19 protein-coding genes and 1 other RNA gene are annotated in these 26,619 nt (G+C 38.9%); 7 read left to right on the top strand and 13 right to left on the bottom strand.

Annotated features, from left to right (window positions below):
• Positions 1–214 precede the first annotated feature (214 nt).
• Complete coding sequence (locus H4J41_RS07535) at positions 215–751, bottom strand: hypothetical protein (RefSeq protein ID WP_182138091.1); 537 nt, start codon at positions 749–751, stop codon at positions 215–217.
• Between the two features lie 382 nt (positions 752–1,133).
• Between H4J41_RS07535 and H4J41_RS07530 the strand changes: the two genes are divergently transcribed.
• Positions 1,134–1,673, top strand: a complete 540-nt coding sequence (locus H4J41_RS07530; protein ID WP_182138090.1) for a TrmH family RNA methyltransferase — start codon at positions 1,134–1,136, stop codon at positions 1,671–1,673.
• Positions 1,674–1,770: 97 nt separating this feature from the next.
• Here H4J41_RS07530 and H4J41_RS07525 read toward each other — a convergent pair whose 3' ends face one another.
• From H4J41_RS07525 to H4J41_RS07505, 5 genes are all read right to left on the bottom strand, one after another.
• Positions 1,771–2,241 (bottom strand): DUF1499 domain-containing protein, encoded by a 471-nt coding sequence (locus H4J41_RS07525; protein WP_182138089.1) that lies wholly within the window; start codon positions 2,239–2,241, stop codon positions 1,771–1,773.
• Between the two features lie 220 nt (positions 2,242–2,461).
• Positions 2,462–3,673, bottom strand: a complete 1,212-nt coding sequence (locus tag H4J41_RS07520) for an FAD-dependent monooxygenase (RefSeq protein ID WP_182138088.1) — start codon at positions 3,671–3,673, stop codon at positions 2,462–2,464.
• A 303-nt stretch (positions 3,674–3,976) separates the two neighbouring features.
• Positions 3,977–6,541 carry a TonB-dependent siderophore receptor gene (locus tag H4J41_RS07515; RefSeq protein WP_182138087.1) on the bottom strand — a complete coding sequence of 855 codons (2,565 nt, stop codon included), beginning with the start codon at positions 6,539–6,541 and terminating at the stop codon, positions 3,977–3,979.
• 613 nt (positions 6,542–7,154) lie between these two features.
• Positions 7,155–7,256, bottom strand: coding sequence for a transposase (locus tag H4J41_RS17740; RefSeq protein WP_182198343.1), 102 nt, complete (start codon positions 7,254–7,256; stop codon positions 7,155–7,157).
• 267 nt (positions 7,257–7,523) lie between these two features.
• Positions 7,524–8,399, bottom strand: coding sequence for a S9 family peptidase (locus tag H4J41_RS07505; protein WP_182150450.1), 876 nt, complete (start codon positions 8,397–8,399; stop codon positions 7,524–7,526).
• Positions 8,400–8,634: 235 nt separating this feature from the next.
• Between H4J41_RS07505 and ggt the strand changes: the two genes are divergently transcribed.
• On the top strand, positions 8,635–10,329 hold the full coding sequence (gene ggt / locus H4J41_RS07500) for a gamma-glutamyltransferase (RefSeq protein ID WP_259364450.1): 1,695 nt from the start codon (positions 8,635–8,637) through the stop codon (positions 10,327–10,329).
• Positions 10,330–10,818: 489 nt separating this feature from the next.
• The gene (locus tag H4J41_RS07495; RefSeq protein WP_182138085.1) at positions 10,819–11,694 is read left to right on the top strand and encodes a sulfite exporter TauE/SafE family protein; all 876 of its coding nucleotides are present in this window, start codon (positions 10,819–10,821) and stop codon (positions 11,692–11,694) included.
• 166 nt (positions 11,695–11,860) lie between these two features.
• Here the strand turns inward: H4J41_RS07495 and H4J41_RS07490 are convergent, their stop codons facing one another.
• Positions 11,861–13,201, bottom strand: coding sequence for a ferric reductase-like transmembrane domain-containing protein (locus H4J41_RS07490; protein WP_182138084.1), 1,341 nt, complete (start codon positions 13,199–13,201; stop codon positions 11,861–11,863).
• A gap of 612 nt (positions 13,202–13,813) precedes the next feature.
• On the opposite strand from H4J41_RS07490, the gene H4J41_RS07485 reads away from it, so the two are divergent.
• Complete coding sequence (locus H4J41_RS07485) at positions 13,814–15,535, top strand: DUF262 domain-containing protein (protein WP_182138083.1); 1,722 nt, start codon at positions 13,814–13,816, stop codon at positions 15,533–15,535.
• Between the two features lie 49 nt (positions 15,536–15,584).
• Here the strand turns inward: H4J41_RS07485 and gcvP are convergent, their stop codons facing one another.
• The 6 genes from gcvP to H4J41_RS07455 form a co-directional block, all read right to left on the bottom strand.
• On the bottom strand, positions 15,585–18,485 hold the full coding sequence (gene gcvP, locus H4J41_RS07480) for an aminomethyl-transferring glycine dehydrogenase (RefSeq protein ID WP_182138082.1): 2,901 nt from the start codon (positions 18,483–18,485) through the stop codon (positions 15,585–15,587).
• A gap of 307 nt (positions 18,486–18,792) precedes the next feature.
• Positions 18,793–19,182 (bottom strand): glycine cleavage system protein GcvH, encoded by a 390-nt coding sequence (gene gcvH / locus H4J41_RS07475; protein ID WP_182138081.1) that lies wholly within the window; start codon positions 19,180–19,182, stop codon positions 18,793–18,795.
• A 178-nt stretch (positions 19,183–19,360) separates the two neighbouring features.
• A complete protein-coding gene (gene gcvT / locus H4J41_RS07470) occupies positions 19,361–20,449 on the bottom strand; it encodes a glycine cleavage system aminomethyltransferase GcvT (RefSeq protein ID WP_182138080.1) in 1,089 nt (362 codons plus the stop codon).
• A gap of 391 nt (positions 20,450–20,840) precedes the next feature.
• Positions 20,841–22,241, bottom strand: a complete 1,401-nt coding sequence (locus H4J41_RS07465) for a UbiH/UbiF/VisC/COQ6 family ubiquinone biosynthesis hydroxylase (protein ID WP_182138079.1) — start codon at positions 22,239–22,241, stop codon at positions 20,841–20,843.
• Positions 22,242–22,385: 144 nt separating this feature from the next.
• Entirely contained in the window at positions 22,386–23,723 is a 1,338-nt protein-coding gene (gene pepP, locus H4J41_RS07460) for a Xaa-Pro aminopeptidase (RefSeq protein WP_182138078.1), read from the bottom strand.
• A 153-nt stretch (positions 23,724–23,876) separates the two neighbouring features.
• Positions 23,877–24,446 carry a UPF0149 family protein gene (locus H4J41_RS07455; RefSeq protein WP_182138077.1) on the bottom strand — a complete coding sequence of 190 codons (570 nt, stop codon included), beginning with the start codon at positions 24,444–24,446 and terminating at the stop codon, positions 23,877–23,879.
• A 235-nt stretch (positions 24,447–24,681) separates the two neighbouring features.
• Here H4J41_RS07455 and H4J41_RS07450 point away from each other — a divergent pair, with 235 nt between their 5' ends.
• The 3 genes from H4J41_RS07450 to murI all read left to right on the top strand — a co-directional run bounded on the left by H4J41_RS07450 (position 24,682) and on the right by murI (position 26,438).
• The gene (locus tag H4J41_RS07450; RefSeq protein ID WP_182138076.1) at positions 24,682–24,987 is read left to right on the top strand and encodes a cell division protein ZapA; all 306 of its coding nucleotides are present in this window, start codon (positions 24,682–24,684) and stop codon (positions 24,985–24,987) included.
• A gap of 140 nt (positions 24,988–25,127) precedes the next feature.
• Positions 25,128–25,308, top strand: a non-coding RNA gene (ssrS, locus tag H4J41_RS07445) — 6S RNA.
• A gap of 275 nt (positions 25,309–25,583) precedes the next feature.
• A complete protein-coding gene (murI, locus tag H4J41_RS07440) occupies positions 25,584–26,438 on the top strand; it encodes a glutamate racemase (protein ID WP_259363264.1) in 855 nt (284 codons plus the stop codon).
• Positions 26,439–26,619 lie beyond the last annotated feature (181 nt).

Genomic DNA, 26,619 nt, shown 5'->3' with positions numbered 1-26,619 from the left:
AGCCTATCAAAAACTCTGCCCCCATTGATACTGACCAGATTGATACTGCCACTAATAATAGTAACCTCGATAGCAAAGCTCAACATTTGGCAAAAAAATTAAATAACCTAAGTCAGTCAAATTAATGGCTGAACATAGAGCTAGCAAGGGCTGCTTAGTCATTATGCACTTCAAATGCTGAGCATTCCCCTTTGTATAATCAAGCTTTTAAAGCCTACTGAGTGATGGTTACAGAGCCACCTACTACCTCAAAATTATTTTGACCAAATTTAGCTAGAGATGGGCAGTTGTTTATTACTCCCTTTAACACAATAAAACCACCGGGTTCAACACCCGCATAAATGCCTGTGCCCGCGACAATATGTAATGTTTCTTCAACCTCAAAAGGTATGTTACCGGCGCCGTTTTCACAAGTTGGATCACCCGTATAAACCATAGTAATCGTGTCATTTGCTGTATATAAGACACCTGTGCGCTCTTTGTTAACAAAAGTATGATTTATGGTAAAGTCAGCATTCAAAAGTCCTTTACTAATACCTTTTAAAACAAATTTATCACGGCCAAAATCTGATCCTCTAATGGGTTTTAACACCACTCGAAACTTACCTAACTGCTCGAACTGAGAGACAGAAAATGTTTCTGCAAAACCACGTTTGACATCGTATGTCACTGTATCATTGGTTTTTTCCTCTGCTAAGGCAGAAAAACTAGACATAGATAATAGCGCCACACTGACTAATAATTTTTTCATAATAATAATATCCATTTGTTATTTATGTTGGAGCCCTTTTGGGGAGTAGGGGTCTAAAAGTTGGAAATAATAATTAACGAATAAAATCCTTTTAGTTTGACTGGTGAATAAATCCTAGTAGAGGCGTGGGAATTTTTCAATTAACAATGAATGTCTGATTAATTTTCTTTTACTCGTGGAGGTAAATTGGCTTAATGGCTTATCAACATTAATTTGATCTTCGCTAGATAAAGTCGCACAATCCTCGGCTCAACTATAAGCTCAGCTATATGCTCAGAAACAGGGGCCGTAGGGGGGAAAAAGCATCAGCACTTAATCATAGTAAGTCGTCGTAGTAAGTCGTCGTAGTAAGTCGTCGTAGTAAGTAATCAGAGTAAAAATAATGCATTCAAACATACAACTTAGCAAAGAAGACCTTAGAATAAGCAAGCCAACTCGAGATGAATACTTAACCAAGCCAAAAATTCCTTTGATCGTGGTATTAGACAATGTCACTAATAGCTACAACATCGGCGCTTTTATTCGCTTGGCTGATGCTTTTGCTATCGACAAGGTGATTGTTTGTGGCGCGCTCACTATTTCAGATAAAAAGATGAAAAAAGCCTCTAGAAATGAAGCTAAATGGGTTTGTGTTGAATATAGTGATAATACCACCTCAAGTTTACAAACGTTATTGGATGAGGGTTATTCAGTTTACAGTGTTGAGCTATGCCATGAGTCAGTTGATTATACTGATGTGACTTACCCTGCTAAGTGCGTATTAGTTTTAGGTAATGAACGTAAAGGCGTGAGTGAAGCGGCATTAAAACTCAGCCATCAACAAATACACATTCCCATGTTTGGTATGGGTAACTCTCTCAATGTTTCAACCGCTGGCGCGATTGTTTTAACCGAATGTGCTAATCAAATAAGAAAAAAATGATAAGGCTAACTGCTGTAAAAGCATGTTATTGAGAGCCCAATACTGAAACATGTTGCAATAAATGGGGTCTGAATCAATGACGCTGCCCTCATTGATATTACATTGACTCAGATCCATTAACATTAAGCACCTCAAATTTAAGCCGAATCTTTTCAACTCGTTCTCGATTAACGTTAAAGTCTGAATAACCCACTCTAGAGCCAGAGCGAATATGTATGCTGGTATCTTTAGACTGTGTTTCTGGGAAATAAAATTCTACATCATCAACAAAGCCAAAAAATTTAGAGGTAAACTCAGCCCTAACATAGCTATTTTCGGTCACTGTGACCTTTGAATTTTTTAATTCATTAACAATGTTCACAATATCGTTTTTGATTTCTAGCCTTTTGCCTTTAATCATAATGGGCTTGATATAGTGCTTTTCATTATTTGAAAAGCTACTAACACAATTAGGTGTATCTGGACATTGGGTTAATTGCCCATTCTCAATACCTAGGTTTGGTGCTTTTCCGGCACAACCCGTTAACAATATAAAACTTGTGAAAACAACTTGAGTGAGTTTATTCATTGTGCGGATCCCTTAAATTAATAAACTTATATAAAATAATAATAATAACGTTAAGCGCGCCAGTTAATCATAATATTAAAAAGCTTATGACAAATATGCGACTTAAAGCATAACTCTCTTTTTTGGAACGTTCGAGCCAGTTAACTTACTCGATTTTATTATTTATTTATTTATTGTAGCACGCTAACGACATTGGTTTTATTAACACTCGATCAGTTACCTATGACTCTGATCCCATTGATAACTGCTCAACGATATTATAGGCATAGATGGAATCGAGCTTGTTCGCTGCGATTCTATCGCTGAGGCCAATACGGGATAGTCCTGAAACCAGTGCTAATTTGGCCTGTTCTATTGGCGAACTCATATGATACAAAGCGGCATTTTTACGCGCATTCAGTTGAATATTACGGGTGCGCGGTAAACGTATATTTTGATAGCTTTGCAACGCGTTTTCAATATTGCTATCACGAGATAAACAATATGCCAAGGCATAACTATCCTCAATGGCCATCGCTGCACCTTGAGCTAAAAATGGCAACATGGGATGGCATGCATCACCTAAAAGTGTCACCTTTAGATCTGACCATTTTCCAAGGGGTTTTCTGTCGAATAAAGCCCATAAAAAACACTGCTCTGTTGCGTTTAATAATTTGCTTACCTCAGGATGCCAATCACTAAAAGTCTCGCGTAATTCATTGATATCACCGGGCTCATTCCACGATTCTTTTTGCCAATTTTTACGTTCTTGCACGGCAATAAAATTGATTAAGTCTCCGCCACGCAGATAATAGCTAACAAAATGTTTGCCCGGTCCTACCCATAGGTTGGCATTGGGTTTAATTAATCCTTTCGGGAGTTTACTTGCTTCGACCACACCACGCCAAGCGACTTGTCCAGTAAACTCAGCTGGTTTTTTGCCTAACATACAGGCTTGGATATTTGACTTGATACCATCTGCACCGATTAACAAGTCAGCTTGGATACTGTCATTGTTGTCAAATTGAATGGTTATATTTTTTCGGGTTTGCTGGTAACTTTTAATAGATTTACCTAAGTAAATAGTTACCTTCATATTTACACAGGCATTATACAGCGCCGTATGTAAATCAGCACGGTGAACATGCAGGTAATCCGCGCCATATTTTTGTGTGGCGTTATCACCCAAAGGCACAGTAAAGTATGGTTTGCCGGTTTTATAATGACGCATCACTGCTGCATCTGGACTAAAAGCCTTGGCTTTAACTTCGTCTGCTATACCAAGTGTTTGTAATACATGCATGGCATTAGGGCTAAGCTGTATGCCGGCGCCTACTTCGGCCAGTTGAGGATTTCGTTCGTAAACAGTCACCTCAAATTTGTTTTTAGCCAATGCTAACGCGGCGCACAAACCACCAATACCAGCACCAGCAATAACAATTTTTTTACTCAAAATAATTATCCTAGGATCTAGACTTGCCTCCCCCTCAGTGGGGTCCAATATCAATGAAAAATCAACAACATAAATGACTCCATTGATAGCTAACCCCGTTAATAATTGAGGTAAGTCGGTAAGGTTATCAAAAAGCATTAGGCAGTAGTGAAGAATAAATTGAATTCGTTAATTAACAAGCTAAAAATATACCTCTAAATTCGTCAATCTCCCTTAGACGCTTATTGCATTAATACTTGTTAATTATATCAATATAAAGAAAAAGCTTGAGCAGCGAATACCACTCAAGCTTTTAGATTACGGCTAAAAAGTTACACTAATTTTTCCATAAACATATCGTCCAGTAAAACCGAAAGGCGAAAAGCCAGAGTAAGAAAACAATCGAGAAAAGGTGGTTACATCTTCAACCAACTCGCGCGTTGTATCAGGGTAAACATCAAAAATATTATTCGCCCCTAAAGTAAACTTAACACTTTCGGTTAGCGCGTAACTCACATCGAGATCAGTCACCCACTTTTCAGGTAACACTTCATTGCGAGCAGGGTTGTCAGATGGGTCTTGTGTTTCTCCATAACGCGTTGTTCTTAGCGTGGCATACCAACTATCTTTATTCCAGGTCGCACTAAGGTTCAATTTACTTTTTGGTGAGCCAACTTCAAATCGACGCAATTCATTACCAGAAAATAAATTATCCTGATCAAATCCTGCATTTTGTAATACCGTTGGTGGATCGATAACATGAGTTACTTCATTTTTATTGTAGTTAAAACCGGCATTAAGTAATAAATTACCCATCTCTGCCATATCCATAGAATAAGTTGCAACTACATCAACACCTTTAGTTGTACTATCGATAGCATTTAAGAAAAATCGTGCGCGGTTGGCACCACTACCTGCTAATAAAGTCTCTACTTCAGGGCCTGATAAGTTGTTTGATAAGACAATCCGATTATCAATATCAATCCGGTAATAGTCTACCGACAAGCTAAATTCGGCCAATGGTGTCCAAGTAAAGCCGCCGCCAATACTCATGGCATCTTCAGCGTCTAAGCCCGGAGAACCTAGCGCCTTAGCCACATTACTGTTTGGTGAAAATGTACCTGTTTCTGTTGGTACAGCATCAACGAAAACAGTGGAAATAGAGGTGAAATGTTGTTGCTGTAAAGAAGGGGCTCTAAAACCTGTTGAAGCCGAAAAGCGCAGTGCAAACTCATCAGTTAATGAGATCCTATTAGCAACTTTACCACTTACCGTAGAGCCAAAATCAGAATAATCTTCATAACGTGTCGCTACTGTTAAATTCCATATTTCAGTAATATCAGCTTCTAGATCAATATAGGCACTGACATTATGACGGCTATTGTCGCCTGCTGATGCGGGTGTAAATCCAGGAAACACTTGTGAACCCGCAGAGCCAAATGGACCATTTATCGGATCAGTTACTGCACCGCCACTACCAAAAGTGCCCTGTTCGTAAGATGCCGTTTCACCAGCTTCAATTTGATAGCCCTCGTTTCTATATTCAAAACCAAAAGCAACGTTGAGGCTGCTGTCAAACATATCAACATCGACTTCTTTGCTAAAATCTGCATTTAATGTCAGTTGATCATAAGTTAATGTACCGGCATCAAATTCAGTCTGGCTCGAAGGACCAAATGAGGTATTTAAGCTATTAGTGACGCCAAATTGAAACTCATCTTTGCCGTAAACTGCTGATAAATCATAATTATAATCATTGATATAACCGCGTACTCCTGCAGCTAAAGAATAATCAGCAATATCTGACGTAATTACCGGTAAAAAACCATTGGGGTAAATACTTTGTATATTACGACTGTCTTGTGCTCGGCGATAAAACCCACCTCCTTCACCTTCTCGGCCGCTATAAGAGCCAAAGGCATAAAGTTCAGCATTTTCGTTAAGGTAGTAGCCACTATTAACAAACAGTGCGATGTCGTCCACCTCGCCATTTCCGTAAGTATGATTATATCTATTCGTTGTTAATTCGCGTGGGTCTAGATTACCATCATCAAGTCGTGCGTAATTTTCTCGTTGGTCATAATCAGCGCGATTGGCCGCATGGCGATTACGAAGCTCTGCTGATACATTGACGAAACCATCTTCACCCAGCGCAAAACCTGAGTTAACTCTTAATGTTAGTGTTTGACCATCAGTGACTTTACGATCCCCACCCTCAACAAACGCTAAGTCACCATCATCACCAACACCCACTGACTTTAAATTGGGCACTCCGTCCATTGTAGAGACATTAGCACCATAGGTTACCGATGCTGAGCCGCCACTATTAGCATTTTTAAGGACAATATTAATGACGCCAGCAATGGCATCTGAACCATATTGAGCCGCAGCGCCATCACGCAACACTTCAATTCGCTCAATGGCATTAGCAGGAATGGCGTTCATATCGACAGCTGATGAACCTCGTCCAGAAGAACCATTTAAATTTAATAAAGCACTACTGTGTCGACGCTTACCATTAATTAATACTAAGGTGTGATCTGGTGCCAAGCCTCTTAATTGTGCAGGTCGAACATGGTCTGTACCATCGGTGATTGAAGGTTGAGGAAAGTTAAAACTGGGGAGTAATGTCCCTAAAATTTGATTGGTTTCAGTAAGACCCGTATTCATAATTGCATCAGCGTCTATGATGTCGATGGGGACAGGACTATCTTCAACACTCCGCCCTAATCGTCTTGAGCCAACAACACTAATTGTTTCTATGTTTTCATCCACCTTAGCCTCTTCTGCCAAAGCACTGGGGGTAAATGCCATTGCTGATAAACCAGATAAAGCGATAGCTGATGTAATTAAGCTTAGCTGTGATTTAATATTTTTAGTCTGTATCATTGTATTATTCCCATAGTAATTAACTCTCCATTTCGTTCTATTATCAATCAGTTGCTTTTATGTTATCGACTTGTGTATCCATCTATCAATATCAATGGGGTCAGAGTTAACAATATCAATGGGGTCAGTGTTAATGACTTTCATTAATTATTTATTTACTTCCATGATATATAAATGATTTTTTATCAGCCCCTCAAGTTAAGGGACTTGCTCTTCTACCTGTTTTCTGTGCTATTTTAGCTTTAAATTGTTCACTACCAAGCACCTAATCTTTATTTGTTGCTTCTTGTATTTCAAGCAAAATTTTTGGCGATATCTGCTGGTGAAATAATGCATAATAAGCCGGTTGTCTCAACTCACTATTTATTCCTAACATTTGATAACAATTTTGATAACAATTTTGATAACAATAATGAGGAGTGATTAGCCGACTCGCTTTACCTAATGAATTATGCTGGAAATTTGACCATAAATAGACACTGGCCGCTAAAACCATATTAGCCCTTCCTGGCTTTAATTCAATATATCGGCTCAACACTAAAAAATAGTGTTCACTATCTACGAGTGTAGATTTATAGCGCCCTTCCCGCAAAGTGCCTGTTCGGCAATAAGACTAATTAATATAGTGCACATAGTAACAACCCAATGATTGCATCAATTGACTGACACCTTTTTCAGTCGCGGGGGTAAGTAATAAATGTACATGATTCGTCATTAACACATAAGCATGTACTGTGAACTGAAATTTTTAAGCATAAGAATTTAGTTTATCAAGGTTGGCTTTATAGTCCTGTTCGGCAAAAAATCATAAGTGACGATTATTGCCGCGTTGAACAACAGTGGTGGAATATTAGGTAAATTTAAACGCGTAAGTCTGCCATATTATCCACTAATCCATGTGAACTAAGTTAGCGTTAAACCGAGTTCACTATTAGCCAAGTATCAATGAGTTTGACCCCATTGATACTTGGCTAATAGTTATTTATCGACAGTTTGAATTTAAAAATGCTTCTGTTACTTTAAGAAGCTTTGAACGGTTATTATTAAAACTATGATCGTCTTTGATCAACCTATAATTGACATTATTACCTTTGACTTGACGCATGGCGTTAGCTAGAGCATTTATCTCTGCAATAGGGATAACGTCACTGTCTGCGGGAATAAAGAGTATGGGACGAGTACCAATTTCATGAGCTCTGGTGATTAAATCTAATTGCTCTCCCCTCTTGGCTAACTCTCTAGTGGCAACCTCCCCAGACCACCCACGTAGCATAAACAACGAATCTGCATACGCAGCCCACATATTTTTAACTTTTTCATCGTCACTTTTAAATGTAACGCCAATATTTGCCCCGTCGTACACAACACCACAAGCGACTTCAGGATTATCAAATAGGCCTGCAACCGCCATATGTCCACCCATGCTGTGCCCAATATAAGATATTTTATTAGGGTTTATTTTAAACTTTTCGACATTTTTGGGTTGTTGAAAGAATTTCGTTACCGCCGTTACATCTTGCTCCGAGCCAGTAAATGAAAAATCACCCTCTGCCCCCCAAGCACCTCTATAATGGAAAAATATTACATTCCACCCAGCGTCTCGCATGCCTTGTGCGACATCCAAATTCTTCTCATTGCCAGGATATCCATGTAATAATATAATGGTAGGGTGAGGCCCTTTACCCTGCGCGCCGTAGTAAATAGCGGGCAAACGTTTGCCATCAGATAACAGGGTAACTTCAGCAGAGTTCTTTGGATAAACCTCTACTTGCGCCTGTTCAAGCTTAGCGTGAACACAAAAAGAAACACTCAACAGTAGACTGACTAAAACATAACGATAACTCATTGCAATTTCCATTAGCAGAACTTCAAATAGTAAAACACCAAATATGACACAGTAAAGATATGTTTGACTATATCTAACTATAGCCTTTGCACAACAAATTGATTTTTATCCAGTATCAATAGGGTCTATTATCAATCTATCAATGAAGCACTAGTTTAGTGCGAAGAAAATAACTATTTAAGATTATCAATGACTTTAACCCTATTGATTAGTATTATCCAAATAGTAACCAACCAAGGAATTACCCATGATGAGTCGCGCTCGTTTTTATGCTTTTGTTTTTATTTTATTTTTTTCAACATTCTCTCATTATGCAAATGCTACTAGTGAAATTAACCTAAAGGCTTCTCAAGCGGCAGTAGCGATCCCAGATAAATATGCGGCTCAAGTAGCTGAAGACATTCTTCTCGCTGGCGGCAATGCTGTCGACGCCGCTATTGCAACGGGTTTTGCATTAGCTGTCACCTATATTGATGCAGGCAATATTGGCGGTGGTGGATTCATGCTGATCTACATAGACGGCAAAGCATTATTTTTAGACTACCGAGAAACCGCGCCCTTAACTGCCCATCGGGATATGTATCTTAATGATGAAAAAGCCGTTATTCAAAACTTGAGTTTAATTGGTGCTAAAGCGCCTGGCGTACCCGGCACAGTCGCGGGCTTTTGGGAAGCTCATCAACGCTTTGGCAAACTGCCATGGAGTCAATTAATAGAACCCGCGATTAAACTTGCTGAAGAAGGGTTTATTCCAGCAAAAATACTCGTCGATGATATTCAAAATAATTACCAACGTTTTAATGGACTGACTAATTTTAAGACCTATTTTGGCGGTGTTGAACAAGGTAAAAAATTTAAACAACCAGAACTTGCAGCAACCTTAAAACGGATAGCAAAGAATGGCCGCAAAGAGTTTTATCACGGCGAAACCGCGAAATTAATTGTTAAGCAAATGCAGAAAAGCGGTGGCATCATCAGTGCCCAAGATCTTGCTGAATATAAAGCGGTCTGGAGAGAGCCATTAAAAGCGAATTGGCGCGACTATCAAATACTGTCATCTCCACCACCTAGTTCAGGTGGGTTTGGCGTAATCCAATTGTTGAAAATGAAAGACTATCTAAACGACGAATTTAAAGGTGTTAGCCACAATTCCGCTCAGTATGTTCATTTAGTAGCAGAAATGGAAAAGAGAGTATTTGCTGATCGCGCTGAATACCTTGGCGACCCTGCATTTGTTGATATTGATATGACTGAGTTAATTAGTGATGCCTATATCAAACGGCGCGCGTTGGAAGTAAAACCACATGAGATATCGAGTTTAGCTTCCGTTAACCCTGGCCTTGAGTCACCAAATACTACCCATTACTCGATTGTTGATGCTGATGGCAACGCCGTTTCAAATACCTATACTATTAACTGGGCGTACGGCTCTGGCGTGGTTGTCGAAGGTGCAGGTTTTTTATTAAACAATGAAATGGACGACTTTAGTGTTAAACCTGGTGTAGCCAATGTATTTGGTGTTGTAGGAAATACCGCTAATGAAATACAACCAGGTAAGCGCATGTTATCTTCTATGTCGCCAACTATACTTTTGCAAAACGATAAAGCAGTGATGGTGATCGGTACACCTGGCGGCTCGACCATTTTCACATCGGTATTTCAGGCCATTGTTAATATCATAGATTTCAAAATGACACCCCATCAAGCCGCTAGCGCAAGCCGTTTTCACCACCAATTATTACCACCCGATCTAATCACCCAGAGCCCTTCTCTTCCGCTATCTCAAAGTACGATTAAGGCATTAACCGAACGAGGTTATCGCGTTGAACCCCACAGCTGGGAGTATGGCGATATTCAAGTTATCTGGAAGGATGGAGAACAACTCATTCCAGCTTCAGATTCTCGCGATCGAGGCGTTTCAAAGGTCATTGATATAAAATAATCCATATAAAAAGCATCACTTTAGTTAGGGTATAAAAGCCCTAACTAATTGGAATTGAATTGAAAGTTATTTAGTTAAAAAAGTCGCTTAATTAGGGGGGAGTTAATGACTTAATCAGGTCAGTCTTAGCCTATTATTTACTAATCTATGTAAACTAAGCCAGCGTTAAACATAATTCACTATCAATGACTCTGACCCCATTGATAATGGATAGATAGTCTCATTGATAAACAAAAGTATTGGGTGAAAGAACTTTAGTGACTAATTTATGTAAAATACCTACCATCAGCCATAGTGAATGGCTACACTAGCGTTTTCAGTTTTCAGTGAGCAATATGACTACACCCTTTTATTGTCCCACTAAATTTACCTTAGACAAAGCTCATATATTAGGAAAAAGTCATGCCTCTAATCGCTGTTTATCCACACCAGCCATCACTTTTATCGCTGGTGATATTTAATGACTTTAATTCGCCAACGGTCATCTAAATGAATAATCCTATTCGCTTATCAAATGCAAAATTTATCTACTTATTTTTCGGCGCCTGGTTGCTTTGGCTTTATCTCGCCCCAGCTAAAATAACTGAATTAATGGATTACGCCTTGTTCAGTTTATTAGGAATAATAGGCGCTATTTTTGCCAACGCAACGGGCGCCGGTGGTGGTGTCGTTTTTATTCCCATGTTCAAAGAATTAGGCTTCACTGATACTCAATCAGTGGCTACTAGCTTTGCTATCCAGTGTTTTGGGATGACTGCGGGTGCGATAACATGGTGGCATCACTATCAAACTGAAAAAACGGATCTGCGTTTATGGCAAGGTTTTAAACGCATTATTGTGATCACCAGTATTGCCGCCATAGTCGGCATTGGAGCCGTTCAAGGTTTTGGCATTGCATCTCCCTCATCTTTACATCATAGCTTCAGCTGGTTTTCATTAATATTAGGCTGCGCTATTATTTTAACGGTTTATGCTATTAAGCCCAAACGCGAACGTAGCCAAATTCAATGGTTTGACTGGTTAGCCTTGTCAGTTATTGGTTTAAGTGGTGGCGCCATCACGGCGTGGTTGTCTGTGGGCGTGGGTGAATTACTGGCGGTATATTTAATTCTTCGCCGCTTTGATATTAGCTTGGCGGTCTCTGCTGCGGTTATTGTTTCAGCAATCACTGTCTGGACAGGTATTTGGCATTATACTGTGGTTAATTTTCAGGTGTATTGGCAAGTGGTCTTATTTGCCGGCCCTGGCGCGATAATCGGCGGTATTTTAGCTAAAACACTAGTCACACATTTGTCAGCGACCAAGCTCAAGCTTTTCTTCGCTTTTTGGCTAGTTGTTATTGGCCTCGTTGGTCTGGAACTATAGCTTTTAAGCCAGTTAAGAAATAGTATTAATGGCTCTGGCCCAATTGATACTCTTCAAAACCCACGCCTTGTTTGTAGCGTCTTGAATTTATTTTAGCTAATTTGATTAAACATCTATTAACGTTTAGTAAAAAACGTATAGTGAAAAACGTATAGTGAAATTGTCACTATCTCATATCAAATAACTCTTGATGAAAGTCATCGTTTATAAACCCTTTATTTAAGAAGCCTGCGCGCAATGTTTTGCCAAACTCTTTTGGTCCACAAAACCAAATAGTTGAATCTTGCCAATCAGGTACTTGGTCGCATATTTGGTCTGTGTTTAATAATCCGTCTTTTTTAGCGACTAGAACATGAAGTTTTACACCTGCCAGCTCTGAAGATTTTTTTAGCGCGTTAATGAAAGATTCATCAGGTTCATTGGTGCAATAAAACAAATCTATACATTTACTAGTTTGTTTATCAGTTTTTTTTGCAGCTAAAGCCTCAATACGCGCGATAAATGGCGTAATACCTATCCCTCCTGCAACCCAAATCTGCCTAGGTTTACCGGTACTAAAATCAAATTGTCCATAAGGCCCTTCAATTTCAACCTTGTCTCCTGCTTTTAAGATACTCGGTAACGTTTTTGTATAGTCACCGAGGCCTTTGATAAGAAATTCAATCCTAGCGTCGTTATTCCATGCTGATGATATAGTAAAAGGATGAGGCCCTTCTTTTTTATCAAAGGTAACAAAGGCAAATTGTCCAGCCTGATGCCCACTCCAACTATTTTCTAAATCAATACTCAGACCCAATACTCGATTGTCACTGTGATAGTTTATATTGTTGATGTTGCCCACAGAACGTCGAGAAACGCCAATTTTTTGTGACAAGGATAGAAATGCCGCAACACTTCCAGCAATCATTAATAATACCGTCAACCAAGCTATGACCTCATCCCAATAATCAACTTTCATAAGTATGATCGAGTGAAAAACTAAAAATAGATAAATAACAGCGATAAACCGATGAGTTTTGAAAAAGTATCGATACGGAAACCATTTAACCAAGGCTAAAACAATAAATAATATCAGGGCATAAAAGGCCCATTCACCTATTGATTCAGCAAGACCATGTTGTTCTTTAAAGAAAAGTAATTGGGTGTTCATTTCTTCATTTGATCTATGACGGGCAGGCTTAGCCATTAACCCCCAGCCAACTAACCATTTGGGCACCATTGCCCATAGATAATGTAAAACTGAAAAGATAAGCCCTGTGACACCCAACCATTTATGTAAACGATAGTTTTTATCAAGCCCACCAAAAATAGGTTCAATAATAACAGGACGAATTGCCAATATCATACCAATACTCATCACAGCAATGGCCATAATACCGGTGTAACTGAGCATAGATTTTCTCAGTGGATAAAATTTATATGATGAAAAAAGTATTGGGTCTGCAAGTAACCAAAGTAATGTTAGAAACAGCAAAATGATAAAATAGATTAATTTGATATTTTTCATGTTGAGGATACCTTTCTACAAAATGTAAAACAGAGGTTTTATTCATTTCGTTATTTCATAATAAATTTAAATTTCTTTATCAAACTTAGTATAAAGTCATCAAGGTGAAAATTATAAGTTCCAACCTAATTCGCCTTATTAGCTTTGAATTTTCAAGCTGATTTTATACGCTGCACTTGCGTGATTCTTTGATCGCAAACTTGTTTTAGCAAACAAAAAATCAAAAGAATGAAAACAGATCTATCGATGAAGGGGTTTTCTTAATATATAGGAGATGATGGCCTAGCCGTTTGCTGTTCTATTTACTCCGTAAATCGTTAGCGATTAGCCCCTCGCTGAACAATATATTGAGGTATATCAGGTAAATTTTATTGGGGTAAACGAGCCTCATTAATCTCACGAAGAAAGAACAAAGAAAGAACAAAGAAATTAAAGTATAGAAAGCTAATTTATATAATCAACGACTCTGCCTTATTTGATTCATCATCTGTCGCCTTTGCGACAAAGGTAATAAATTCTAATTATATAATTTTTATTTTGATCTGTATTGCATTGCTGTTTGTTTATATGTTCTGATAAATTATCAGAACAATCACAATGTTAGGTAAAAGTATGAAAATTGAAGCTAATGATAAGGAAATCCAAGATATATTTTCATTAGGATACTTCAAAATCCCAAGGTTTCAACGACCTTACTCTTGGGAGATTGATGAAGTAGAGAGTTTTTGGAATGATGTAGTCAAAGAGAATCCTGAGAACTACTTTATTGGTTCTATGGTTGTCTATCAAGCAAAAAAACCCTATTTTGGAATAGTAGATGGACAGCAACGATTAACAACCATTACCTTGATTTTATCAGTATTGAGAAATGCTTTTCTTAAGATTGGTGAAGAAAATCTAGCAAAAGGTATCCATAAATATATAGAAAAGGCAAATATCGATAACGAAGATGAATATGTATTAAAAGCTGAAACATCATTCCCTTATTTACAATCTCATATTCAATCATTTGAAGGATTCAAATTAAACTGTGATGTGGGAACAGAAGAACTAAAATTAAAAAAATCTTATGACTTTTTGACAAAAAAATTGTTTGAATCCTTACCAGAATTACTTTCTTATAGCGATGAGGAAACACAACATTTATTATTTACAAACCATGATGCAGAGTTAGTTCAACAGTTAAAAGCAATACGTGACAAGGTATTATCATTAAAGCTCGTTTTTATACAGCTAGAAAACGAAGAAGATGCCTACTTAATTTTTGAAACTCTTAATGCACGAGGTAAAGATTTAACTACTTCTGATTTGGTTAAAAACTTATTATTGAAAAAGTTGCAAAATAAAAATATTATTTTGGATAAAGCTAAAGAATCGTGGAAAACTCTAACGAAGAAGTTTGACGATATAAGTGACATCGATGTATTAGGATCTTATCTATTACATTATTGGATGTCTCAATATGAATATACAACTGACAAAACACTGTTCTCTAAAGTTAAATTGCACTTAAAAAATGGCGATGACCGAGCTAACACACTCATAACTGATTTAAATGAATCAGCTGAGTATTATTGTAGAATGCTTCGCCCCGATAGCTGTAGATGGAATAAAGAAGAAAGAGAAGTAAAAAGACTTCTAGAATCTCTAAATATTTTTAAAGTTAAACAACAGTCATCTTTTGTTCTTTCTCTTTTGAGAGCATATTACAAAAATAAAATAACTTTAAAAAATCTAAAAAATACACTTACAAAAATTGTAAGTTTTCACTACTGTTTCAATGCTATAACAAAACAGCGTTCATCGGGAAGTATTGCAACTAAATATTCAAACTTAGCCATAAAATTATCTAATATTAAACAGAAGAATGATTTTCAGGATATATCAAATGAATTAATTGTTTTTTTAAAAAATAAACTTCCTGAGCAAAACGAATTTGAAGTGAAATTCTCAGAGCTTCATTATTTATCAAACATTACAAAATTCAAAAGCATAATTAGATACACATTAAATAGTATGCTATCTGAGTGTGAAAATGGCCTAACTGTCGATTTAAATAATATGACTATTGAGCACATAATCCCTCAATCTGCAATAGGAGAAAATAACACACAAGAGATTGTTGCAAGTATAGGAAACTTAATTTTGACTAGTGAGCAAGTCAACGCTGTTACTTTATCAAATAAAAATCCTAATGAAAAACTCAGATTATTAAAAGATTTAGCGTACCCATTAGACAAAGCACTGATTAACAAAGATTCATGGAATGCAGATAATATCAAAATTAGAACAAAAGAAATGGCAACAAGTATCTATCAATCACTAAACTTATAAACAAAAAAAGCGAGCCGTAGCTCGCTTTTTATTATTTTATATCAATTACCTAGTCTTGATAACTAGAAACCGGAGGACAACTACAAATCAAATTTCTGTCGCCATAAACATCATCTATACGGTTAACCGTTGGCCAGAATTTATTCGCTGCGGCCGCAGGCACTGGGAATACCGCTTCTTGAATCGTGTAAGCACGATCCCAAGGTGAGGTAATATCCGCTAGTGTATGTGGTGCATTATGTAGTGGGTTGTCTTCACTTGTCCACTCACCAGAGGTTACTTTACGCACTTCGCCGTGAATAGAAATCATAGCTTCGATGAAGCGATCAAGTTCCACTTTTGACTCAGATTCAGTGGGCTCAATCATAAACGTACCCGCTACTGGAAACGACATGGTTGGCGCATGAAAACCGTAATCTATTAAGCGCTTGGCGATATCGACTTCAGTAACACCTGATTCTGCCTTAAGTGGACGCAAGTCAATAATACATTCGTGGGCAACACGGCCATTTTTCCCAGCATATAACAGTGGAAAATGTTTGCTAAGCTTTGTTGCTACGTAGTTAGCATTAGTAATAGCGTATTTAGTGGCATCGGTAACACCTTTTTTACCGAGTAAGGCACAGTAAAGGTATGAGATACATAAAATACCGGCACTACCATAAGGTGCTGCTGATACCGCACCGTTACCTTTAGTTTCTTCATCAACATTAATTAATGCATGGTCAGGTAAAAATGGTGCTAAGTGCGCTTTAACGCCGATAGGACCCATACCTGGACCGCCACCGCCGTGTGGAATAGAAAAGGTTTTATGTAAGTTTAAGTGTGAAACGTCAGCACCGATGAAACCCGGTGATGTTAAACCAACTTGGGCATTCATGTTTGCGCCATCAAGGTAAACCTGACCGCCGTGCTCATGCACTATGTTACAAATTTCTGCAATGGTGGTTTCATATACACCGTGCGTAGACGGGTAAGTGATCATGATACAAGACAGGCTGTCAGCTAACTCACTTGCTTTCGCTTTTAAGTCGGCCATATCAACGTTTCCGGCTTTATCACAAGCAACCACCACCACTTTCATACCGACCATTTGCGCTGACGCTGGGTTAGTACCGTGTGCTGAAGATGGAATTAAACAAATATTACGATGCGCATCACCACGGCTTTCGTGGTACTTGTGAATGGCAATTAAGCCAGCATATTCACCTTGTGCGCCGGAGTTAGGTTGCATTGACATTTTGTCGTAGCCGGTTAACTCAACTAACCATTTGGCTAGTTCGTCAATCATGTGCTTATAACCTTGCGCTTGGTCAACTGGCGCAAAAGGATGCATGTTAGCGAATTCAGGCCATGATACTGGGATCATTTGTGCTGTCGCATTTAATTTCATGGTACAAGAGCCCAATGAAATCATGGAATGATTAAGCGCTAAATCTTTGTTTTCTAATTTTTTGATGTAACGTAGCATCTCAGTTTCACTGTGATACGAGTTAAATACTGGGTGCGTTAGAATCGCAGATTCACGTTGTAAGGCCGCTGGAATTGACGAATGATCAGAGTCGATAATTTGCTGATCAAGTACTGCTACGTCTAGGCCGTGATCTGCACCTAATAAAATATCAAACAAGGTTTGCACGTTTTCACGGGTAGTTGTTTCATCTAATGAAATACTAATTTGACCGTCAACATCAGTGCGAAAGTTAGCGCCATTAGCTAATGCACGGGTAACAATTTCATCTTTATTGCTAACGTTAAAGGTTAAGGTGTCAAAGTAGTGCTGATGAAGTGCTGGCAAGCCATTTGTTGCCGTACCTAAAGATAAAATATCAGCAAAACGGTGAATACGTTGTGCGATAGTTTTTAAACCTTTAGGACCATGGTAAACCGCGTAAAACGCCGCCATGTTCGCTAATAATACTTGTGCGGTACAAATATTTGAGTTGGCTTTTTCGCGGCGAATGTGTTGCTCGCGTGTTTGCATGGCCATACGCAGTGCTGGGTTATCGCGTGTATCTTTTGAGACACCAATAATACGACCTGGTAATGAACGTTTGTATTTTTCAGAGGTCGTGAAAAAAGCGGCGTGTGGTCCGCCGTAACCCATGGGCACACCAAAGCGTTGAGTTGAACCAATAACGGCATCAGCCCCTAATTCGCCTGGTGATTTTAATAGCACTAAGCTCATGATGTCGGCAGCAACGGCAACAATACCTTTTTTCTCATGTACTTTGGCAATTAAATCGCTGATGTCAGTGATTTCACCTGTGGCACTTGGGTACTGTAATAAGGCGCCAAATACGTCGTGTTCAACCACTTCTGCAGCCGGTGCTACAAGGATGTCGAAACCAAACATTTCAGCACGTTGTTTAACTAAGTCGATAGTTTGTGGATAAACGTCACTTGAGATAAAGAACAAGTTTGATTTCTTGTTTTTTGATACCCGCTTAGCTAATGCCATGGCTTCAGCTGCGGCTGTGCCTTCATCAAGTAATGACGCCGACGCTAGTTCTAAACCCGTCAGGTCGATACACATTTGTTGGAAGTTTAATAATGACTCTAAACGACCTTGAGCAATTTCTGGTTGGTATGGCGTGTATGCCGTGTACCAGCCTGGATTTTCTAACACGTTACGTAAAATAACGTTAGGCGTTAGTGTGCCGTAGTAACCTAAACCAATATATGTCTCGTTTACTTTGTTCAAACTTGCGACCGCTTTCAAGTCGGCTAAAGCTTGTACTTCAGTTTTGCTTTCTTCGATAGCAGGTAAATCAGCTAAACGAATATCACTAGGTACGATTTCATCGATAAGGGCATCGACAGATTCTGCACCGATATCTTTCAACATGGCTTGTGTTTGCTCATCACTTGGACCAATGTGACGTCGAATAAAATTTTGTCTTTGCTCTAATTCAGTCAAAGATAAAGAGTCATTATATTGAGTAGTCATAAAACAGCTTCACTATAAAGTTAATAATATTTAATAAAAAGAAAGCCCTGAACTATTAGATCGAGTTAAGGGCTTAAATATCGTTTTTGATAACAATCGGCTTTTAGGCACAAATAAATGGCTGCAAACTTAAACCTAGTACTTAAACTTGGCACTTAAACTAGCCACTTAGGTTAAGTTTTTGAGCTCAGTAGTTACTACAATATAAGCAACACGATTGATGTTATGAGTTTTACGAGTTTAGTAGACTAAATGATCACAAAAAATAACAGAAACAAGGTGTGTCGCAGCATAATGTGCCTAAAATTTAATCTTCGTCGATTGAGTTTGCATAACCTTCAGCATCAAGTAAGTTGTCGAACTCACTTTCATCTGCAATTTTTAATTTAAATAACCAACCGCCAACGAAGGCCTCTGAGTTAACTAACTCAGGTGAGTCTTCAAGATTTTCATTCACTTCAATTACTTCACCGCTCATTGGTGCATAAATGTCTGATGCAGCTTTTACCGATTCTGCTACAGCAACATCGTCGCCCGCACTCACTGTGTCGCCCACTTCAGGTAATTCAACAAATACCATGTCACCTAAAAGGTCTTGTGCGTGCTCAGTAATACCAACAGTAACAACACCGTTGCCATCGTTGCGTACCCATTCGTGTGATGTTACATATTTTAATTCTGAAGGAATGTTGCTCATTGATTTTGTCCTAATCTTTATTTTTAAATTGGATATACCAAGCAGATTAACTAATTGGTACTAACGACTATAGTATGAAGCTTGCCTGCGCTAATCATCCCATATTATAGCTTAAATTTTTAGCATTTTTTAACTAGCTTTTACGGCTCACTAATGAGCGTTGACCTAGCCTTAGTAGTTAAAGAACTTTTTTGCCATTACGCACAAAGCTTGGCTTAATGACTTGAACCTTAACTAGCTTTTTACGCATTTCAACTTCTACTGTGCTACCTATCGCTACACTACGTGGTAAACGAGCCATTGCAATACTGTAACCTAAAGTTGGAGAAAAAGTACCTGAGGTAATAACGCCTTCGCCTGCTTCAGTGATCACTTTAAGGCCACTGCGTAATACGCCTTTTTCTTCAAGCACTAAACCAACAAGTTTAGGTTGGTCGCCTGCAGCACGTTGCGCCGCTAATACTTCACGACCGTTAAAGTTACGATCTTCAGGTTCCCAGCTAATAGTCCAGGCCATATTGGCGGCTAATGGCGAAACGCTTTCATCCATGTCTAAACCATAAAGGTTCATACCGGCTTCTAAACGTAAAGTATCGCGAGCACCTAAGCCGCAAGGTTTGACACCAACATCAAGCAATTGTTGCCATAGGTTGGCAGCTTGGTCAGCAGGTAAGGCTATTTCATAACCGTTTTCACCGGTGTAACCAGTTGTGGCGATAAATAAGTCGCCGGCTTGTGCCGAGAAAAATGGCTTCATGCCTTCAACAGCAGCCGTTTGCTCAGCGTCTAATAATGTGGCTACTTTGGCTTTAGCTTGTGGGCCTTGCACGGCGATCATGGCAAATTCTGGACGTTCAGTTATTGCTACGTCAAATGCTGATGCTTGCTCGTTGATCCAAGCTAAGTCTTTTACGCGAGTCGCTGAGTTAACGACTAAGCGGTAATCGGTGTTACTGAAAAAATAAACGATTAAGTCATCAATAACGCCACCTTCAAGGTTACACATGCCTGTGTAAAGTGCTTTACCCACAACATCTAACTTGGCTACGTCGTTAATCACTAAGCGGCGTAAAAATGCCTGTGCATCAACACCTTGAACATCAACAATAGTCATGTGTGAAACATCGAACATACCAGCGTCTTTACGCACCGCATGATGTTCTTCAATTTGAGAACCGTAGTTGATCGGCATTTCCCAACCATAAAAATCAACCATTTTAGCGCCAGCTTCTAAGTGCTTAGCATGTAATACTGTTTTATTTGTCATCGTACGTTTCACTCACGTTAGTTGTTTTATCTAAGTTTGTCAGTGCTTAAAATAAGCATCACGATTAAACCTAGGATAAAGACGGAAGATTTACAAAAAGTGCTAAGGATTATAGCCCTGAGTAACTGTTGATTCAACAGATAAGAAAGCATATTTGAAATTTAAAACCGACTAAAGAAACTATTTAAAATTATATTTTCAAAACGACCTCTTTTAAAAATATAATTCCTTGAGCGTATGAAAATTTAGCTTGTAGCAAACTTAAATTTTATATTGCTGAAAAGAATAAAAGTACTATTTTACTCAACCTACCCATTTGTTATTGGCTGACTGAGCAAAAAAACGCTTTTGTTGACTAAGTAGTCAACAAAATAACGCGGTAAGTGTGACGCTATGAGCGATTTTTTTGTTGTGGTACTTGTTGTGGCACTGGTTTTGGTGAGTGCGATGATTGTTGTAGAATTTTTTGTGAAACTTGTGGTGAGACTTGTTCTGATAATTTTTGCGGCACTTGCTGTGAAAGTGCGGTAGCTAATTTGGGTAAATCATCTTTGAAACCCAAGGCTTGATTAATCATTAACGCTTTTGCCGGTTTAATATTATTGAGTAACGACATACCCAAGCCACGAAGTAATTTAATCGCGCTTTGCTGAGGTGTAAAGGCTTGTTTTATCGCTTCCATCGAGGCAATCATTTCTACTGCTTCACTTTTGCGCCAGCGGGCAAATTGTTGTAAAGATTTGTTGCTATACCATGCGTTATCATCAAGCGTGCCTTTAGCTTGTACTTTGCGAAGTTGCTCGCTAATGGTTTGTGACAAAGCGGCAGCATCAAGCAAGCCTAAGTTAGCACCCTGCCCAGCTAACGGGTGAATAGTATGTGCTGCGTCACCCACCAATACCATTCTGCCTTTAACAAACTCTTGAGAAAAACGCATAGTTAACGGGTAGGTAAATCGCTCACCTACTAGCGATACTTGCCCTAACTTACCATCGCTAGCGGCGGTAAGTTCTTTGCCAAAGTCTTCTGCTGACAAGGCAGTTAATCGAATCGCCTCTTCAGGGCTTGTTGACCAAACAATGGAACATAAGTCAGCTTGATATAAAGGTAATAGTGCTAATGGGCCGGTATCTAAAAATACTTGCCAAGCCGTGCTTTGATGGCCTTGTTGACATTTAACTGTAGCGACAATCGCGTGGTGATCGTAATCTCGAAAGGTTAATGGCACGTTCATTTGTTGACGTACAAAAGAGTTTGCCCCGTCAGCACCAACCACCAATTTCGCCACTATCGGCATAGGCTGGCTGTTGGTATGGCTGTTATGTTCGAAGGTAGCAAAAACTTCGTTATCGCTAGGATTTAATTGTTGGAGTTTGCTGTCAGTAAAAAACTCAATACCGCTGTCTTGCGCCGCTTTTTGCCACAAGGCGTTACGAATGGCTTTATTTTCAATTATAAAACCTAATTGCTCTGGGCCATTACCTAAAGCTGAGCGGCTAACATCTTTTAAAGCAAAGTTTAGCTGTCCATAACCGGCCTTGTCCCAAATGTGCATATCGTAATAAGGCTGGGCACGTTGCGCGATAATGTCTTGCCAAACATTAAGCTGACTAAATATTTGCTGGCTGGCGGCATTAATAGCACTAACACGCACCTCAGGTTCAACGCTTAACGCTTCAATAGGTGCGTTATCAACAATAGCGACACTTAACTGACTTTGTTGGCGAATAGCAAGTGCCAGTGTTAAACCCACCGTACCGCCACCGACAATTAATAGATCAAATTTTTGCATTGTTTTTCACATTTATGTTATTCACATTCACAAGCCTAGAAGGTTGTAGGTAGCTGATTATTTTCCTGCCTATGCACTTGGAGCAGCAAGCCAGCTTTAAGGCTTAAATCACCGGCAAGTCAACATTGATTGACTCCCTAACAACTAAGCCATCAAGGCTTCAATTTCAGCAATGGTTTTTGGTGCATTGACCGTTAGGTTTTCATAACCTGTTTGGGTTACTAGCACATTGTCTTCAATACGTACGCCAATACCACGCCATTTTTCGTCCACGGTTTGATCATTTTTTGGAATATAAATACCCGGCTCAATAGTCATCACCATACCGGCGACAAAAGGGCGTAATTGCTCTCGCTGTTGACTCGCATGGTAATCACCCACATCATGAACATCAAGACCTAACCAGTGTCCAAGGCCATGAATAAAGTATTTTTTGCAGGCTCGTTGAACTAATAATATGTTTAAATTGCCTTTGAGAATGCCTAAATCATGCAAACCTCTGGTCAGAAAATCACACACTATGCGGTTTAATTCAGCAAGGTTTTGTTCTGGCTTTATCGCGGCAATGGCAAGGTTTTGGCTATCAAGCACTAATTGATAAATCACTTGTTGTGCCGCAGTAAATCTACCATTAATCGGAAATGTGCGTGTAATGTCAGCAGCATAACCCGCTAATTCACCACCGGCATCAATAAGTAATAAGTCGCCGTCGTTTAGCACGTCATCATTGTCAGTGTAATGTAAAATATTGGCGTTATCGCCGCCAGCCACAATCGAGCCATAAGCCGGGTAACGCGCACCATTAGTGGCAAATTCGTGCAATAACTCTGCTTCTATTTGATATTCAAACTTACCGGCTTTAGTTTGTTGCATTGCTCTTTGATGAGCGCCGCCACTGATGACATTAACCTGGCGCATAATATCAAGTTCAGCATTTGATTTATGTAAGCGCATTTCATCTAGTAAGGCACTGCAATCAATTAAGGTCGTTGGTGCTTTAACACCCGTGCGAGCTGCCTTTTTAATCTCGGCTAACCATGAAAGTACTTGTTGCTGGAATGCATTTTGTTCATGCTGGCAAATTAATACGGCGGTTTTACCTGCCATTAACGCTAATAATTGCTCATCAATTTCTGCTAAGCTAAAACACTGATTAAACTGATAAACGTCAACAGCTTGCACTTGACCAACACGTCGTCCATGCCAAATTTCTTGCTGAGGATCTTTTTCACGAGAAAATAAAACACTTTCTGCTGACCTTGCGTCATCACCTTTAATTAGGGCTAAAATGGCATCGGGTTCATTAAAACCGCTAAGATAATAAAAGTGCTTATTTTGGCAAAATGGATATTCGGTGTCATTACTGCGGGTAACTTCCTGACCAGCAGAAATTAATGCAATGCTATTTACCGGCATTTGCGCCATAAAATCATTTCTACGCTGACAAAATTCAGCAACGGGCAATAAGGTGTTTTTGATCATGGATACCAGCTTATTTTTTATAATTAAATTTTGACAGTTAGGTTTTCAACCTTGAGTGTTTTAAGCTGATTTTTAAGTTATTAGTATTAAAATTTCAGCGTTAAAAGGTCAGCGTTAAGCGTTTTATTACTAAAGAAATTTAACCGCGAAGCGCTAGTGCAAGGTCGCGCTTGTGTCTTGTTGCGCAGGTGGCGCGCCTAATTCAGTAAAACACAATAGTGCAGAGATTCTAACATATTCAGCAATTTCAAAATACGCTTGCTCGGTCGCTTCATTTTCTTCCATTTCATCTGACAAGTTAGCAATTTCGCCAAAGTCGACCAATACTTCTTTAACATCTTCAGACAAAGCGGCATTTTTTGTTTGTTGTAAACCAAAGCCTAAGTTGAAGCCTTGCACCCACTTACCTAGTGCGTGTCCACGTTCAATAATTGAGTCGTCATCATCAGGTAGCATTAATTGGAAGCCGTAGGAGTCATCAAGGATTTTTTGCCAAATATCACTATAAATGTCTTTAACTAAGCTTTTAATGGCTACCGGTAAACCTTCAGCATTATTAAGCATGTCATTAACCATAGCGATATAATCATTACTTTCAAATTCAAAGCCTGCAGAAATCAAACCTGTTAGCACACCGTGAATTTCAGCAGCATGTGCCTCAATACCTTCACTGGTTAATATCGCTTGTGCGGCGGAAAAATCTAAAGCGGTGTTATCAGACATAAAAATATAAATTCAATCAGGGGGATATTGCTAGCTATCTTAACATTGGCATAGCCTTGATTCCAGAAAAAACCATAGAGATCACTTGCATAGTGTAACGCTCACCGTTATAGTTTCATCTTATGGCGCACTAAGTTTAGTTATCAGTATTTTTCTTGGTATTACAAGCGAGTAGCGCAATTTTTTGAGCTTAGAGCTCAATAAACTAATATTATGCATTGAGAATATACACGCAATGAGCCAACACACAGTCACCATAAATGTTGCCAACAAACGACTAAAAGTCGCTTGTCCAGCTGGAAATGAGTCTGCGTTGTTGCAGGCGGCGAGTGAAATAAACAAACGTTTAGAACAAGACGCCAAGAAAAAATTCTCAACAAAAACTGTTGAGCAGTCGCTGGTGATGATGTCATTAAACCTTGCCCATGATTTAATCCAAGCACGAAATGAGCAAGAGCAAGAACGCGAAAAAATGCAAAGCAAAATTGAACTGCTACAAACCACTATTGCACAAGCAGTAAACCGCACTAAATCTGCCTAATACACTTATTCATCGTTTAACCTATTTTTAAATATACTCTTTTCGTTTAAAGAAACTTCAATTTGTTCAAGCATTAAGCTAACAGGTCTTACAAGTAATAAAAGACTTAATTTGGCTGAGATTATTCGCTATAATGTTTTTGACTTCTGGGGTGTTTGTTGTGAACTATGTCCCTGAGCCGATAAGTTTTACCTAAGGATGTTGATTATTAACTATTGTGCAAGCCCGGCTCGTATCGGGAAGCCTACGGTTAGCATGATACGTCCGCCCTGAACACCCGGTGTTCAGGACAAATGTAAACTGCGGCACCTTGGAAGTCACTTCCTCTACTTTCTCATTCTGTAACTCATCCTAAAATATCAACAATATTTTTGCGCACTCCTAGAAAAGCATAGCAAAACTGAGCTTCAAACTTTAACTTACTGACAGCTAAAAACTGGTCTTTAAACGTTCCTAAATCCCCTGTCTTCAGGACTCATCTCAACGGCGGCAGCTTGGCAATCAATACCTATCTCAAAATATGTATAGATCTCATTTGCTTGTTGATAATATACTTGGCCCAACTAACTACACCAAACTTAAGCTGTGCTTAATCAATGCCCATGCAAAACCAAGCTGATATAAAAGCAGCTACTTCAATCCTAAAAAGTAAACGCCAAACGGCTAATGCCGATCCTATTGGTATATTTGACTCCGGCGTTGGTGGTTTGTCTATCACGCAGTGCATTGAACAACAATTACCCCATGAAAACTTGCTCTATGTCGCTGATACCCTATATGCACCCTACGGTGAAAAATCTACTGAATTTATTCAACAACGGGTTAATGAAATTGCCCAGTGGTTTATTGCCCGTAACGCCAAAGCTATTGTTGTTGCCTGCAATACCGCCACGGTTAATGCTATAGATCAGCTACGGAAAAATATTTCAATTCCAGTTATTGGTGTTGAACCCGCCATAAAGCCGGCAACCCGCATTAGTAAAAACAAAAAAATAGCCATATTAGTCACTAAAGCTACGGCTGAAAATCAGCGTTTTTTAGCCTTAGTGGCGCAATATAGTCATAACAGTGATGTTACTATTCAGCCTTGTCCCGGCTTGGTAGAACTTATTGAACAAGACAAGAAAAACTCGCCTGAGTGCAAATTAATGCTGTTGAGCTATTTACAACCTTTACTCGAAAAAGGGGTAGATACTATCGTATTAGGTTGTACACATTACCCGTTAATCAAAAACTTGATTAACGAAATATGTGGCGACAGCGTAGTCATTATGGAAACAGCACAGCCGGTAACTGAGCAATTAAAACGGCAATTATCCTTACATCAGCTCATTAATCCTCTGAATAATATAGGCACAACGACCTTTTACAGTTCGAAGTATTGCTTAAAACAACAAGCGCTTTTTAGTCACATTTTACAACGGCCACTGCGCTTAAATATGTATCCTTAATAGCTTAACTTCAGGTTACATCTCGCTAAAACTTAATTTTTGTCAATAAATGGCTACAGAATTTATATTGAAACTTTTCCGTCTTAAAGACGTTTAGCCATCTAGGCGTAAATAAATCTAGAAAAAGCTTAACTAAACAGTTAGAATATCGTTATTAAAGACGATTATTGTTTTTCAGTTA

Source organism: Colwellia sp. MB3u-45 (assembly GCF_014077005.1).
GTDB lineage: Bacteria > Pseudomonadota > Gammaproteobacteria > Enterobacterales > Alteromonadaceae > Cognaticolwellia.
This window is presented reverse-complemented; position numbering and strand designations above follow the sequence as displayed.